General features: G+C 45.5%; 12 protein-coding genes. 8 read left to right on the forward strand and 4 right to left on the reverse strand.

Annotation, left to right across the window (positions count from 1 at the left end):
• Positions 1 to 15: 15 nt before the first annotated feature.
• Positions 16 to 942 carry a 2-hydroxyacid dehydrogenase gene (locus LZG73_RS24500; protein ID WP_233855358.1) on the reverse strand — a complete coding sequence of 309 codons (927 nt, stop codon included), beginning with the start codon at positions 940 to 942 and terminating at the stop codon, positions 16 to 18.
• Positions 943 to 1,037: 95 nt separating this feature from the next.
• Here LZG73_RS24500 and pdxA point away from each other — a divergent pair, with 95 nt between their 5' ends.
• The 7 genes from pdxA (at position 1,038) to LZG73_RS24535 (ending at position 10,846) form a co-directional block, all read left to right on the forward strand.
• The gene (pdxA, locus tag LZG73_RS24505) at positions 1,038 to 2,147 is read left to right on the forward strand and encodes a 4-hydroxythreonine-4-phosphate dehydrogenase PdxA (RefSeq protein ID WP_233855361.1); all 1,110 of its coding nucleotides are present in this window, start codon (positions 1,038 to 1,040) and stop codon (positions 2,145 to 2,147) included.
• A gap of 66 nt (positions 2,148 to 2,213) precedes the next feature.
• Positions 2,214 to 3,101 (forward strand): YicC/YloC family endoribonuclease, encoded by an 888-nt coding sequence (locus tag LZG73_RS24510; RefSeq protein WP_233855362.1) that lies wholly within the window; start codon positions 2,214 to 2,216, stop codon positions 3,099 to 3,101.
• A gap of 3 nt (positions 3,102 to 3,104) precedes the next feature.
• Positions 3,105 to 3,728, forward strand: a complete 624-nt coding sequence (locus LZG73_RS24515) for a DNA-3-methyladenine glycosylase (protein ID WP_233855363.1) — start codon at positions 3,105 to 3,107, stop codon at positions 3,726 to 3,728.
• 169 nt (positions 3,729 to 3,897) lie between these two features.
• Positions 3,898 to 5,691, forward strand: a complete 1,794-nt coding sequence (locus tag LZG73_RS24520; protein ID WP_233855364.1) for a tetratricopeptide repeat-containing sensor histidine kinase — start codon at positions 3,898 to 3,900, stop codon at positions 5,689 to 5,691.
• 90 nt (positions 5,692 to 5,781) lie between these two features.
• Positions 5,782 to 6,966: an SAM-dependent methyltransferase gene (locus tag LZG73_RS24525; RefSeq protein WP_233855365.1), complete on the forward strand. Its 1,185-nt coding sequence runs from the start codon at positions 5,782 to 5,784 to the stop codon at positions 6,964 to 6,966.
• Between the two features lie 126 nt (positions 6,967 to 7,092).
• The gene (locus tag LZG73_RS24530; RefSeq protein WP_233855366.1) at positions 7,093 to 9,414 is read left to right on the forward strand and encodes an RND family transporter; all 2,322 of its coding nucleotides are present in this window, start codon (positions 7,093 to 7,095) and stop codon (positions 9,412 to 9,414) included.
• A gap of 49 nt (positions 9,415 to 9,463) precedes the next feature.
• Positions 9,464 to 10,846 (forward strand): M28 family peptidase, encoded by a 1,383-nt coding sequence (locus LZG73_RS24535; RefSeq protein WP_233855367.1) that lies wholly within the window; start codon positions 9,464 to 9,466, stop codon positions 10,844 to 10,846.
• 43 nt (positions 10,847 to 10,889) lie between these two features.
• Here LZG73_RS24535 and LZG73_RS24540 read toward each other — a convergent pair whose 3' ends face one another.
• Positions 10,890 to 11,609: a peptidase gene (locus LZG73_RS24540; protein ID WP_233855368.1), complete on the reverse strand. Its 720-nt coding sequence runs from the start codon at positions 11,607 to 11,609 to the stop codon at positions 10,890 to 10,892.
• A gap of 274 nt (positions 11,610 to 11,883) precedes the next feature.
• Here LZG73_RS24540 and LZG73_RS24545 point away from each other — a divergent pair, with 274 nt between their 5' ends.
• Positions 11,884 to 12,582, forward strand: coding sequence for an SGNH/GDSL hydrolase family protein (locus tag LZG73_RS24545; protein ID WP_233855369.1), 699 nt, complete (start codon positions 11,884 to 11,886; stop codon positions 12,580 to 12,582).
• A gap of 77 nt (positions 12,583 to 12,659) precedes the next feature.
• On the opposite strand, the gene LZG73_RS24550 is transcribed toward LZG73_RS24545, so the two are convergent.
• Both LZG73_RS24550 and LZG73_RS24555 read right to left on the reverse strand, forming a co-directional pair.
• Positions 12,660 to 12,983, reverse strand: a complete 324-nt coding sequence (locus LZG73_RS24550) for a 2Fe-2S iron-sulfur cluster-binding protein (RefSeq protein ID WP_233855370.1) — start codon at positions 12,981 to 12,983, stop codon at positions 12,660 to 12,662.
• Positions 12,984 to 12,985: 2 nt separating this feature from the next.
• Entirely contained in the window at positions 12,986 to 13,990 is a 1,005-nt protein-coding gene (locus LZG73_RS24555) for an NAD(P)/FAD-dependent oxidoreductase (protein ID WP_233855371.1), read from the reverse strand.
• Between the last annotated feature and the right edge of the window lie 209 nt (positions 13,991 to 14,199).

Here is a 14,199-nt window from a genome sequence, read left to right on the forward strand (position 1 = left end):
GGTCGGCATATTTGTTTACAGCCAGTTCTGAATTTGCTTCACCAGCACTTCATTGATCCGAAAGTAACTCTCATGCGTCCAACCCGCAATGTGCGGCGTCAGCACAACTTTATCGGATGCGCGCAGATAATCAAATACTTCTTGCTGCTCGCTCGTCAATTTTGCTATCTTTTCGTTTTCCAAAACATCCAGGCAAGCACCCAGAATTTTGCCTGATTTCAAACCATTTACAACGGCTTCCAGCTTTACAATTTCGCCTCTGGAAAGATTCAGCAGGTAAAACGGCTTCGAAAACTTTTCAATAAAATCTTCATTGACCAAATAACGCGTGATTTCAGTAAGCGGAATGTGCAAGCTCAAAATGTCCGCTTCCGCCATGATCTCTTCCAAACTAGATTCCAGCGCAAATGCATCTTCATAATGATCACGATACTTGTCATACGCAAGCACACGACAGCCAAACCCGCTCAGTCGCTGAGCCGTCGCCGAGCCATTGTTGCCATAACCAATGATGCCAACTGTTTTGCCCATCAATTCAACGCCACGGTTCCGCTCACGGTCCCAAACGCCACTCCTGACCTCCCGATCCGCTCTCAAAATGTTGTTAAAAAGCGCAAGCAACATTCCTAGTGCATGTTCGGCCACGGCGTCTCGGTTGCCTTTTCCTGCATGAAAAACGGCGATACGCAACCTTTCAGCAGCATCCAGATCAATCAGGTCGAGGCCCGCTCCCGCCCTGGCGACGAAACGCAGATTTTTAGCGGCCAAAAGCATGGTTTCGTCCACAAATGTTTTGCTGCGTATCACGAGCCCGTCATAGGCTGGAATGGCCTGTAAAATATCTTCGCGACGAAATTCAGGATGGTAAGCATATTCCCAACCCTGATCCCGCAGCATGTCAAAAAGTGAGGAATGCATCGAGTCTGCGATCAGGATTTTCATAGGAGCACGGGATTTTTTGTAACTTGCCGGTCAGTCATTGCGCAAAAGTAATACAGAATTACTCAGAAGAACAGTTACAATAGCATTTTACCTACATGAGCGATCAAATCAGTGATAAACCCATTATAGGGATTACAATCGGTGATTACAACGGAATTGGCCCGGAAGTAATACTCAAAGCATTAGAAGGAAACCAGTTAGCAAAACTTTGCACGCCCATCATTTACGGCTCGCTCCGCGTCCTGAATCAATATCGCAATCTTTTGGAAATGAAAGATTGGACTTTGCACGGAATACAAAAAGTGGAACAAGCCAATCCCAAGCTGACCAATGTTGTCACTTGCTGGCACGACCATCAGACAGAAGTAGAACCTGGAAAAGTAACCGCCGAAGCAGGTCAGGGTTCATTAGCCTCATTGAAGCGCGCGGTGGAAGATTTGAAAGAAGGAAGAATCCACGCATTGGTTACGGGCCCGATCAATAAAGACAACATTCAAAGCGAAGATTTTAAATTTCCCGGACATACGGAGTTCCTTGCGCAATCATTTAATAAAGAAGATGCGTTGATGTTCATGGTTTCGGGCGAACTGCGCGTTGGCGTTTTGTCTGGCCACATTCCGCTCGAAAAAGTGAGTTCCTACGTAACTGCGGAGCGGCTTTCCGCAAAAATTGAGCAAATATTGCAATCGCTGAAAGGTGATTTTGGCATAAAAAAACCAAAACTTGCTGTGCTGGGCCTGAATCCGCACGCGGGAGAAAATGGATTGCTAGGCTCCGAGGAAATTGACATTATTCAGCCTGTAATCAAAAATTTCAAGGAAAAAGGACATCTGGTTGTGGGGCCGTTTCCGGCCGATGGCTTTTTTGCGGCCTCCACTTACAAGCAATATGACGCGGTTTTGGCCATGTATCACGATCAGGGACTCATTCCCTTTAAAACGCTGGCTTTCAATGAAGGCGTTAATTTCACAGCCGGACTTTCCGCCGTGAGGACTTCCCCAGATCACGGAACGGCTTACAACATTGCCGGAAAAAATCTGGCGGAGCCGGGATCACTGCTCCAAGCCATTTATTTGGCTTGCGACGTTTCGAGGTTCAGGACGGTGAACGAAGATATTGATAAACATGCCCTTATATCCAAACCGCAGCAATCCGAAAGCCAGCATCCGGCTAAGTCGGGTGGAAAGCAGCGGTTTAATAACTAGCAATCGGCTCGCGACAATGAGGTCTGCAAGGTTGCCTTCATAATATTTTACCTAGATCAAAAACCAATGCTAAAATCAATGACCGGATACGGTGTATCCAACATCGAATCCGAATCAATCCACGTAACGGTTGAAATAAAGACGCTTAACTCGAAGTTTTTGGATATTTATTGCCGAATTCCAAGGCAATTTTCTGAAAGAGAGATTGAGGTCAGGAATTTGCTGACACAATCATTGGAACGGGGAAAAGTGGAATTCACGCTTTCCGTCCAGCCTGTTGGCAAAACGGTCGCTTCGACTTCTGTTAACCGCGCATTGGTGGGAGCTTATTACAACGACCTTTCTGCAACCGCCGAAAATTTAGGATTTATCCCCGATACAACGGAGCTTTTGCGCATTGCGCTGCAAATGCCCAATGCCTATAATAATGAAACGGTTGACGAGTCAGATAAGGAGAATGACTGGACACAGATCAAATTAGCCATTGTAGAGGCGATCAGAAAGTGTTCCATTTTCCGTGAACAAGAAGGAAAGATGACTTCCGACAAGTTTACAGATTACATTAACACGATTCAAACGCTTTTGGACAAAGTTGCTGAACAAGACAAACTGCGCATTCCAGCCGTGAGGGAAAGACTTGAAAAACAAGTTAGAGAACTCCTGGCAGATGATAATTTTGATACAAACCGCTTCGAGCAGGAGTTGATCTATTATGTTGAAAAGTTTGACATTTCAGAGGAGAAAATCAGGCTGGCCAATCACTTAACCTATTTCACAGAAACGCTGGAAGCGCCTGAGAGCAATGGTAAAAAGCTCAATTTCATCGCCCAGGAAATCGGCAGGGAAATCAACACGATTGGTTCAAAGGCCAATGATGCAACGATTCAACACCTTGTTGTTCAAATGAAAGATGAACTGGAAAAGATCAAGGAACAAACCATGAACATAATTTAAATTGTGCAGGAAAACAGACTTTCCTTGTCTTTTTATAATGCATACGACACGCTTTCGCTGGCCGAAAAATTAATCGGTTGCGAGCTTTTCCACGAAAGTCCGGACGGCATTACGAGCGGAATTATCGTCGAAACGGAGGCTTATTTGCAAAATGATCCGGCTTGTCACGCCTATAACAGGCGCACAGCGCGAACCGAGCCGATGTACGGAAGGGCGGGAACAAGCTATGTATATCTGATCTACGGAATGTATCAATGTTTCAATGTCGTGAGCAACCAGGAAGGCATCGGTGAAGCCGTGCTCATACGCGCATTGGAGCCTGTCAAAGGCATTGAATTGATGGAAATGCGGAGACAACTTATCCCCGGAAAATCGGCTGAACGAATTCGCAGTAAAAAATTGAAATTGAATGAGTTATGCAAAGGACCGGGAAAGCTCGTTCGGGCAATGGGCATTGAACGCGCATTGCATAACAATCACCTGTTGACCGATAGTCCGTTGTATATCAATGGTCCCGTTACTGACATTCCTGAAATATTGACATCCACACGAATAGGGATCAACGTTGGAGCTGAATTGTTGTATCGCTTTTATGTTAAAGGCAGCAGCTTTGTTAGTAAATTATAATTAATCTCAGGAATATTATCAATCTGAGTGTCATTTTAGCCACATAATCGGCAAATTTTGCGATTCCTTTCTTTATATTTGATAGCTTAAAACATACTCAACTCCTGAATGAAAGTTTGCTACTCGCGGCAATCTGCTGCCAGAATCGCTCACCCATACGCGCTTGTCCATGGGTGATTTGTTGAAAATCATTTCGGTTTTGATTGTGGCTACGCTGTTAAGCGGAAGTCAATGCACTTCTATTTTCCAAAATAATTCAATCGCCGAAAAACAGGAAGTGGTCGCTGCGATGCCTGTTGAAGGCTTTGCCGAAGACACGGTCCTAATTTTAAAATACCATGAGTTTGCAAAGGAATATCTTTTCCAGGATGCGGAAAAAGCAATGTTTTATTCCAAACATGTTTTAAGACTGTCGCAAAAACATCAGTGGAGCAAAGGTAAAATATTGGCTTACAACTTGTTAAGCACTTACTATTTGTTGGATGGCAGTTATGATGTGTTGCGCGAGCTGTCCAATGAAACAATGACATTGTCAAAAGATCTGCCCCTTTACACAGCACACGCAAAACGCTTTTTGGCCGAAAGTTACTCAGAATACAGGCAATGGGATTCCGCGCGGATCAATTACAGACAAGCAATTGAAATTTTTCAAAAACTAGGTGAAGACAGCGCCGCGGCAACTTGCATCGACGCACTCGGAAATTCATATCGTGAAAAGGGATTGTTTGACGAGGCCATTCCCCTTTACGACCAGGCTTATGCCATTTTTGACAAAATGGATTCGGATTGGGGACGGGCAACGGTGCTGCAGAACAGGGGTTATCTCCATGTTGTAAAAAAGGAAAGCGAAGTTGCTGAGGGACTTTTAAAGCAATCGCTTGCATTGTTTCGGAAAATTCAGAATCGCTATGGCGAGCTGAATGTGTTGAATGATCTGGCCAACATTTACTGCCTGAGTGATCAAAATGACGCCGCGATTGAAACCGCTTCGATGGCGTTGGATTTCTCAACTATTTTTCACTCTTCGCAGCAGACAAACTGGGCGCTGCTCTCTTTGGCGAGGGCTTACAAGAATAAGAAAATGTTCAAGGAAGCGCTGGATCACATGGAAAAAGTGATCTTTAACCGGCGTATGCTGCACACAGAATATGTGCAACGCCAATACACGATGTATCAGCTGAGTTACGAGAATCAGATCAAGGACTTTGAAATTCAGGAAAAAGAAATTGCTGAGCAAAAGACGATTTCGAGGTTCTTACTTGTGTTTTCCAGTCTGATCATTGCGTTTGCGGCCTTCTTATGGCTCAATAACAAAAAATTGAGACGCAAGAACGCCGAGATCCGCGAAGCAATGGCGCGAGGACAAGCCATTGAGCGTAAGCGTGTTGCAGCTGAACTGCACGATAACCTGGGCGGAACATTGGCATCGCTTAATTGGTATTTATTTGGCATTGACAGAAAAGTGCTTTCACCCGAAGAGCAGAAGATTTACGAAAGTGTGCACCAAATGGTGGGCGCCGCTTATCGCGAAGTGCGAAGCTTGTCCCACAACCTGATGCCGGAAGAATTGGAGGAGCATGGCTTAGTGATGGCGCTGCACCGGCTGATTGACAAAATGAATGAGAATAAGAAAATTGAGTTCAAATTTAACATTTCCGGCATGTCGCACCGGCTCAATAACAAGACCGAATTTGAGCTTTACAGCATCATTTTGGAACTCACCAACAACATTATCAAACATTCCGGCGCAACAAAGGGCAGCATTGATCTCACTGAAAATCACAAGAACATTCACCTTAGCGTGAGCGACAACGGAAGCGGGCTTATCGAACCTTCGCGGCAGGGCGTGGGTTTGAAAAACGTCAAAAATCGTGTGGAAAGTCTGCGTGGAAAAGTGCAGATCAGCGGCGAACCGCAACGCGGCTTGAAGATTGACATTGAAATTCCAAAGACGATTCTTTGACGAATTAAGGCCTAATTAAACTGTAAGCGGTTTTTTGACGTTAACTCATTAGGCCGTCGCCATATCGGCGCAGAACGAAGCACCCATTTCATGAACATCTTGCCAAAAGCCGCAGAATTTATCGCTGCATTTGAGGAAAGCATCCTTAACAATGCGTTTATCAAGCTTTCGCTTGGAAATTACCACGGAACCGAGGAAAATCTCAAAAACATTTACATCAAGCGGACGCTGATCAAAAAGGAAGAAAAATTCAGCTTTACTTACCGCTACAAAACCCGCGACATTGTAAAAAATTACGATCTGGGGGAAACGACAAAATTGCTCGAATCCTTGCTCGCCAACGATTTTCATGTGGCAACGCTGTTTACAGATTCGGCGGAATCGCAATTTGAGATTTTGAAAAACAATAAGATTGTGCTGAAAGAGAAGGTCACGGAAACTAAACTAGTGCCCACGCCCGAGCATGACCACGCAAAAAAGCGCATTATCAGCAGTCAGCAAAAGCCTTATTTGCATGAACTGAAAATCACGGACGCGGAAGGGAATGTTTACAAAAAAGCGCAGGATAAATTCCGGCAGATCAATCATTACATTGAACTTTTAAGTCCGCTCATCAAGGAAATTCCCACTGATAAGCAGCTTAAAGTGGCCGATATGGGTTCCGGAAAGGGTTATTTGACATTTGCCCTTTACGATTATCTCAAAAATGTGTTGCAAGTCGACGCGCACGTAACGGGTGTGGAATTTCGCCCGGACCTTGTTGCGCTCTGCAACGAGATTGCGCAGCATTCGGCATTTGAGAACCTACACTTTGAGGAAGGGACCATTGCGGAATTTGACAGCAATAACACCAACATTCTCATCGCATTACACGCTTGCGACACCGCAACGGACGATGCAATTTTCAAAGGGATTTCAGCAGAAGCAGATCTGATTGTCGTGGCGCCTTGCTGCCACAAACAAATTCGTCGCGAAATAGAAAAAACCAAAACCGCGAACGATGTTCAGTTTCTTACCCGATACGGGATATTTCTGGAAAGGCAGGCCGAAATGGTGACTGACGGCATCAGGGCGCTTATTTTAGAATATTTTGGTTACAAGACAAAAGTGTTTGAATTCATTTCGGATGCCAATACGCCGAAAAATGTCATGATCGTCGGCACAAAAGACAAGCGCAATGCGCCTGATCGCGACGCAATCCTTCAAAAGATCCGGGACGCCAAAGCCTATTTTGGGATTGGTTATCATCATCTGGAAAAAATAGCAGCTTTGTAAGCAATGTTAAACAACTTGGATCGGCTTTTGTAAGCTTATTCAAAGTGTTATATATCTGTGGAAAAGTCTCATATTCTCTTCTCTGTCCCTATATTTGCAACTTTTTGTGGAACTGACTAACTTAATATGTGGAATAAAATAGCGACTTACATAATCCGCTACCGGCTTTTGTGGGTTGCATTGGTGCTCGTCTCAACCATTTTTATGGCTTACGAAGCGAGCAAGATCGAGCTCTCCTATAACTTCGCGCGGATTCTTCCTTCCAATGATCCCGTCGAAAAAGAATATCAGGATTTTAGAAAACTTTTTGGCGAGGACGGCAGCGTAATGGTGATTGGCTGGCAAGATCCGCAGCTCTTTGAGATCAATAAATTCCGCGACTGGTGCAAGCTTACACAACGCATCAAGGACACGCAAGGCATCAAAAATGTGCTTTCTCTGGCCAATGTCTACGAGATCAAACGCAATGACAGTCTGCGAAAATTTGACGTCGCACCCGTTATCAAGCGAATTCCACAAACACAAATTGAGGCGGACAGCATCAAAAAGCGCATTGCCAACCTGCCTATTTACGACGGACTTATCCTCAACAGCAAGACAAATGCAACGCTGATCGTCGTAACATTTAATGATAAGGAGCTGAATTCCAAGCGCCGGCTTACCATTGTGAGCGACATTGAGGCAATGGCAGAGGAATTTGGCACAAAATACAAAGCCGACCTGCATTACTCTGGAATGCCATACATTCGGACCATCAATATGAAGAAGATCTCCGGCGAAATGGAGCTGTTCATGGGATTGGCCGTTTTTGTTACATTATTGATCCTTTGGGCATTTTTCCGTTCGCTGCGCCTTACGCTTTTATCCATCGTTGTGGTGTTGATCGGCGTGATCTTCTCGGTCGGCATTCTGCATCTTTTTGATTATAAAATCACCGCCTTAACCGGTCTCCTTCCTCCCCTGCTCATTGTCATCGGCGTTCCCAACTGCGTCTTTCTGATCAATAAATATCAGTCCGAGCTCAGGTCGCATGCCAATAAAGATGACGCGTTGCAGAAAATGATTCGGCAGATCGGCTTGTCAACATTCCTGGCAAACATGACCACAGCCATCGGATTCGGTGTTTTTTATTTTACCAACAGCATTTTGCTAGTAGAATTTGGCGTTGTGGCTGCAATAAGCGTGATGGCAACTTATGTGCTTTGTTTGCTGCTTTTGCCAATCACATTGCATTACATGAGCGTGCCCAAAGCGCGTCACTTGAAACATTTGGATGGAAAATGGGCCTCCGGCTTCCTGACAAAAGTAAATTTCCTGGTGCATCATCGCCGCAAGGAAATCTACATTGCAATGGTTGTCCTGATCCTTATTTCAGCTTTTGGAATGACAAAAATCAAGACAATTGGTTATGTCGTGGATGACCTTCCTAAAAAGGACGTTGTATATACCGATTTGCGGTTTTTTGAGAAAAACTTTAATGGCGTTTTGCCTTTTGAAGTGATGATCGACACCAAGCAGCCGAACGGAATTTTTGCCGATCAGGCACAAGTGCTTTATAAAATCAAAGCGTTTCAGAATGAAATGGCCAAATTTCCTGAATTCTCCAAGCCACTTTCAGTTGTAGAAGCGTCACGCTTTTTATATCAGGCTTACCGCGGCGGCGATGCAAAATATTATGCCTTACCCGGCGTGTTGGAGTTAAACAAGCTCACGAATTATGTGCAGGATCAGCAAGGAGCTGCCAAACAATTGAATGCTTTCGTCAACAAAGACAAAAGTGTGACACGCGTCAGCTTTCAAATGGCGGATGTTGGATCGGAGCGGATTAAGGAGTTAATGGACAAGATCCGCCCGAAAGTTGATTCTATTTTCAGTCCCAAACAATACAAAGTGAGCCTTACGGGCCACAGTTTGGTGTTCCTGAAAAGCAATGATTATCTGCTCAGCAATTTATACGAAAGTTTGCTGATTGCGATTGCAATGATCGCCATCGTTGGAATGGTTCTATTCCGATCGGTTCCAATTATTTTGCTTTCAAAATTGCCTTGCCTCATTCCGCTTGCATTGACCGCAGGCATTATGGGTTACTTTGGCATTTACTTCAAACCCACAACAATCCTGATTTTCAGCATCACATTTGGCATCGCGTCCGACGGAACGGTTTATTTCTTAACCCGTTATCGTGAAGAGCTTTACAAAAACGGTTTGACGCCATCACAGGCTGTCACGGCGTCCATTTTCGGAACCGGTCTGAGCATGATCTACACTGCGGTTATCCTCTTTTGCGGATTCTCTATTTTTGCTGCTTCGAGTTTTGGAGGCACGGCTGCGATGGGCGTTATGGTGTCCATCACATTGTTGGTGGCCATGTGTACAAACCTCATTTTGCTGCCCGCTTTGCTGCTTTCGATTGCGAAGCGCCAGGGAAAAAATGTCAAACCAAGCTGATAGAACGGCTTTTTGGCGTATATTCCCTTTCCATTAACTCTATATCACGATGAAAAGATTTTTAGTGATGTTATCGCTATGCGCTTGCATGGCGAATGAAAGCAATGCCCAAAGCGATTATCAAACGGATTCGATTTTTATCCGAAAAATCTTCAACACCTCCTTGCGTGAAGGCAAGTCATACGAATGGCTGCGACATTTGACCCAACAGATCGGCTCGCGTCTGAGCGGTTCCGAGGGTGCTGCGAAAGCGGTTATTTACACAAAATCCGTGATGGAGCAAGAGCAGTTTGATAAGGTTACTCTGCAAAATGTCATGGTGCCGCATTGGGTGCGCGGAGCCAAAGAAAAAGCGCAGATTATTAGTGGTAAACAAAAAACCGACGTCCCCATTGCAGCATTAGGCGGTTCCGTTGCGACACCGAAAGGCGGCATTAAAGCCAAAATTATAGAAGTAAAAAGTTTTCAAGAGTTGCGCGACCTCGGCGCAGAGAAAGTCAAAGGCAAGATTGTATTTTTCAATCGGCCTATGGACCCCACCAAGATCAACACATTTGAAGCTTACGCCGGGGCGGTCGAGCAGCGCGGCATGGGGGCTAGCGAAGCTGGAAAGCTGGGTGCGGTTGGCGCAATCGTGCGTTCCATGACCACACGCCTAGACGATGTGCCGCACACAGGCAGCATGCGTTACGTGAGCGGTGCGCCCATCATTCCCGCCGCGGCCATTACAACCAATGGAGCTGAGTTGCTAAGCAAAACATTAAAAGCCAATCCCGAGACTGAGTTTTATTTTGAACAAAGCTGCGAAACGTTGCCTGACGCGCCTTCGCACAACGTGATCGGTGAGTTAAAGGGCAAGAAAGATCCTTCGAAATACATTGCCGTTGGCGGTCACCTCGATTCGTGGGATTTCGCGCAGGGTGCGCATGATGATGGTTCGGGTTGTGTGCAGTCTATCGAGGCAGTTCGGATTTTGAAAGCACTGGGTTACCAGCCAAACAATACACTCAGGGCCGTCATGTTTATGAATGAGGAAAACGGTCTGAAAGGCGGCATTGCTTACGCGGATTCGGCCAAATCAAAAAAAGAAACGCACATTGCAGCCATTGAGTCAGATCGGGGCGGGTTTACGCCGCTTGGCTTTGGTGTGGTGGGAACACCTGCGCAAAAAGCCAGGATTGCGCAGTGGTCGAAGCTTTTTGCCGCATACGGCATTCATGAGATCGGTCCGGGCGGTGGCGGTGCGGACATTGGCCCGCTCGCGCAGCAGGGAACCGTGTTACTCGGACTTATCCCCGACTCACAACGCTATTTCGATTATCATCACGCGTCCAATGACAAGTTTGAAGCCGTAAGCAAGCGCGAGCTTGACCTGGGCGCCGCAGCCATGGCGGCAATGATTTATTTAATTGATAAATACGGCGTCGAATAAAAATGAGAATGGCTGCCTCAATTGAAGCAGCCATTCTCACACATTATATTTTTTCAAAGCTCTGGTCCATCCATTCCTCCGGAATGTCATCGAGCGCCTGTTTGAGCTTTTCGGCCCAAATGTCCGAAATTTGTTCCAAATCTTTTTTCTCGTAACGGTGTTCAACGATTTTGAAACTGTCTCTTTTATAAAGCACGACATCAATCGGAAAATCAACATCATTGTTGCTGACACGCGTTGAATCGAAGGATAAAAAACCTGCTTTCAAAGCCTGCTTCATGGTCGATTCGCCATTGAGCACCCGGTTCAGGATCGCTTTTCCCTGCCCTGAATTTCCAATGATCACATAAGGAGAACCTTCGTCCAGTTCGACCCAATTGCCTTCTGAATAAAGTAAAAATAGCTTATGGTCCGCATCGTCTTTCAACTGCCCGCCTACGATTGTGTTAAGATTGAACTTTAAGCCAGCCCGTTCCAAAGCTGCCCTGTCTTCCTCTGCAACCCGCTTAATTTGCTCACCGAATGTGTTTACCGCTTTGTAAAGCTTGTTATAAACGACGCCCTCGCTGAGCAATTCTTCAAAATAATGTACTGCTTTATCGCGCACGGATCGCAGTCCGCTGGTCATGATAAAAAGGGAGTAATTGTCCTTTTGCGTCACATACATTTTCTTTTTTACAGTCGTATTCGTGCCTGCTGTAATGCGGGTGTCTGCCAATGCAACCAGCCCTTCTTTTACTTTTATTCCTAAACAATAAGTCATTTTCCTGTGTCAATTATGCCGTCCAAAAGGAGTGTCAGTTTTTGTGTTCTGGGACGATCACTACATTAATTATGCCCAAAAGTACCAAAATGACCAATGTCGATCATAAAAAACATCTTTTTAATCACGAATATTTTAAAACTGCGCCTGTTTCATGCGACGATACCAAGCCAAAATTAGCTCAGTTTGGATCGATCTAATTGGAAAAATTTCGAGTATATGAAGACAAGGAAATGATTAATCAATGCCATTACACGGCCAATTCCAGATTCAAATGAAGCTTTTACAATTACTCTGCATATGCATTGCGCTGCTTACGGGTTGCAGCAACACGGACGACCCCGGCACGAACACTTACAATCCGGGCAGCAGCGAACCCGGAGCCAAATTTTTAGCGCTTGGCGATTCCTACACCATCGGACAAAGCGTGACGGCGGAAGAGCGCTGGCCCGTTTTGCTCGTCAAAAGCCTTAGAAACAACAACGTTCAGTTCCGCGCTCCGGACATCATTGCCACAACGGGTTGGACGACGCGTGACCTAATCTTTTCCGTGGATAACGCCAAACCGGACACCAATTACGATCTGGTTTCACTCATGATCGGGGTTAACAATCAGTTTCAGGGCAAAAGCATCGAAGAATATCGAACAGAATTCAGCTCATTACTCACCAAAAGCATTGCGTTTGCCGGCGGCGAGGCAAAGCACGTCTTTGTGCTATCGATTCCGGACTGGGGCGTTACGCCTTACGGCGCTTCGAATCGTGCCGAGATTGCGAAGGAAATTGACGCTTTTAATCTGGTTGCCAAAGCTGAATGTGACAAAGCAAAAGTTTTGTTCATTGACATCACGCCCATTTCGCGGAAGGCATTGGACAATCCGACCTTGATCGCAAAAGATAATCTTCACTTTTCCGGCAAGATGCATCAGCTTTGGGTCGATGAAATCATCCCGCTGATCAAATCCAAAATTTGAAACACGGCGCGCACTAAAAACCTCCGCATTACAAAGGCGGAGGTTTATGCACTATATTCCAAAATTCTAAAACCTTATTACGCTTCTTGCAATGCTTTCAAACGAATGACCATGCCGTTCAAATCATCATTACAGCGCAGCTGACACGCAAGCCGGCTGTTTGGTTCAGCATCCGGCAAAGCGTCCAATGTGTCTAGTTCATTATCATTCTGTGCAGGCAAACCTTCGCCTCCTTCCAGCACGCTGATGTGGCAAGTTGCGCAAAGGCCCATTCCTCCGCAAGTTGCCTGAATATCATATTCATAGGCCTTCAACATTTCCATTAAGTTCAGCCCCATATCCACGATCACTTCGAGCTCCCGGCGATCGCCATTGTTATCTTCAACTTGTATATTGACCATGATTAGAATGCGTTAACACCGTTAACCGTTGTGTATTTGAAACTGAGTTTTTGATCCGGATAAACATATTTGAACGCACTTTGCATCATAATGGCTGCCTCATGGAAACCGCAAAGGATCAATTTTAACTTGCCCGGATAGGTGTTAATGTCCCCAATCGCGTAAATGCGCTCGACATTGGTTGAATAGTCAACCGTGTCCACGATGATTGCCGATTTTTCTACGCCCAGATTCCAGTTAGCAATTGGGCCAAGTTTAGGGCTTAGTCCAAAAAGCGGAATGAAATGATCCGTTGGAATGGTGGTGACGCTTTTATCATTGCCTACAATCGAGATTTCTTTCAACACCCCATTGCCGCCCAGACTGCTCACCTGCGATTGCAGAATCAGGTCAATCTTACCCTTTCCGGCCAGTTCAAAAACCTTCTCAGCAGAATCCGGTGCTCCGCGGAATGTGTCGCCACGGTGCACCAATGTTACGCGGGAAGCAATATCGGCCAGGAAAATCGTCCAGTCCAATGCGGAATCGCCGCCTCCTGCCAAAACCACATTTTGATTACGGAATTGCTCAGGTTTTTTAACCATATAATGCACGCCTTTTCCTTCAAAATATTCCAGCTTGTCAACGGCTGGCTTGCGCGGTTCGAAACTCCCCAAACCTGCCGCGATGACAACAACCTGGCAATGTACAACCGTGCCTTCGTTGGTGCGTACAATGTAACTTCCATCGTCCTGCTTGTCCAGCGACTCAACGCGTTCGCCCAATGTGAAACCGGGTTTAAACTCTTCAATCTGAATAAGGAGATTTTTAACAAGATCCTCAGCTATGATCCCGGGCGCGCCGGGAATGTCATAAATCGGTTTCTGCGGATAAATTTCAGCGAGCTGACCGCCTACAACGGGAAGTGCATCAATCAGGTGGCAACGCATTTTAAGTAAACCGGCTTCAAAAACTGCGAACAAGCCGACAGGTCCGGCGCCGATAATGCAAATATCTGTGGTAATCATGATTGTTATCTTTTTCTGAATTTCGGAATAATTGAATGTCCAAAAATACTGCCCTAACCCTCCCTATGCCAATCACAATTGCTTATCTGCCATAACCAAAAGTTATTAGTCCGTCCATTCGAACAGCAATGACGTTCAAAGCGGTTGTGGATTATAAAAAACGTTCCAGAGACAGCCGGCACAGCAAGCTTTTAGGTAAGATAAGTTCG

Source organism: Dyadobacter sp. CY326 (assembly GCF_021390515.1).
GTDB lineage: Bacteria > Bacteroidota > Bacteroidia > Cytophagales > Spirosomataceae > Dyadobacter.

Bases quoted from the DNA above. Each gene is read 5' to 3' on its own strand.
- LZG73_RS24500 (WP_233855358.1), bottom strand. From the start codon at position 942: ATGAAAATCCTGATCGCAGACTCGATGCATTCCTCACTTTTTGACATG.
- pdxA (WP_233855361.1), top strand. From the start codon at position 1,038: ATGAGCGATCAAATCAGTGATAAACCCATTATAGGGATTACAATCGGT.
- LZG73_RS24510 (WP_233855362.1), top strand. From the start codon at position 2,214: ATGCTAAAATCAATGACCGGATACGGTGTATCCAACATCGAATCCGAA.
- LZG73_RS24520 (WP_233855364.1), top strand. From the start codon at position 3,898: ATGGGTGATTTGTTGAAAATCATTTCGGTTTTGATTGTGGCTACGCTG.
- LZG73_RS24525 (WP_233855365.1), top strand. From the start codon at position 5,782: ATGAACATCTTGCCAAAAGCCGCAGAATTTATCGCTGCATTTGAGGAA.
- LZG73_RS24530 (WP_233855366.1), top strand. From the start codon at position 7,093: ATGTGGAATAAAATAGCGACTTACATAATCCGCTACCGGCTTTTGTGG.
- LZG73_RS24535 (WP_233855367.1), top strand. From the start codon at position 9,464: ATGAAAAGATTTTTAGTGATGTTATCGCTATGCGCTTGCATGGCGAAT.
- LZG73_RS24540 (WP_233855368.1), bottom strand. From the start codon at position 11,609: ATGACTTATTGTTTAGGAATAAAAGTAAAAGAAGGGCTGGTTGCATTG.
- LZG73_RS24545 (WP_233855369.1), top strand. From the start codon at position 11,884: ATGAAGCTTTTACAATTACTCTGCATATGCATTGCGCTGCTTACGGGT.
- LZG73_RS24550 (WP_233855370.1), bottom strand. From the start codon at position 12,983: ATGGTCAATATACAAGTTGAAGATAACAATGGCGATCGCCGGGAGCTC.
- LZG73_RS24555 (WP_233855371.1), bottom strand. From the start codon at position 13,990: ATGATTACCACAGATATTTGCATTATCGGCGCCGGACCTGTCGGCTTG.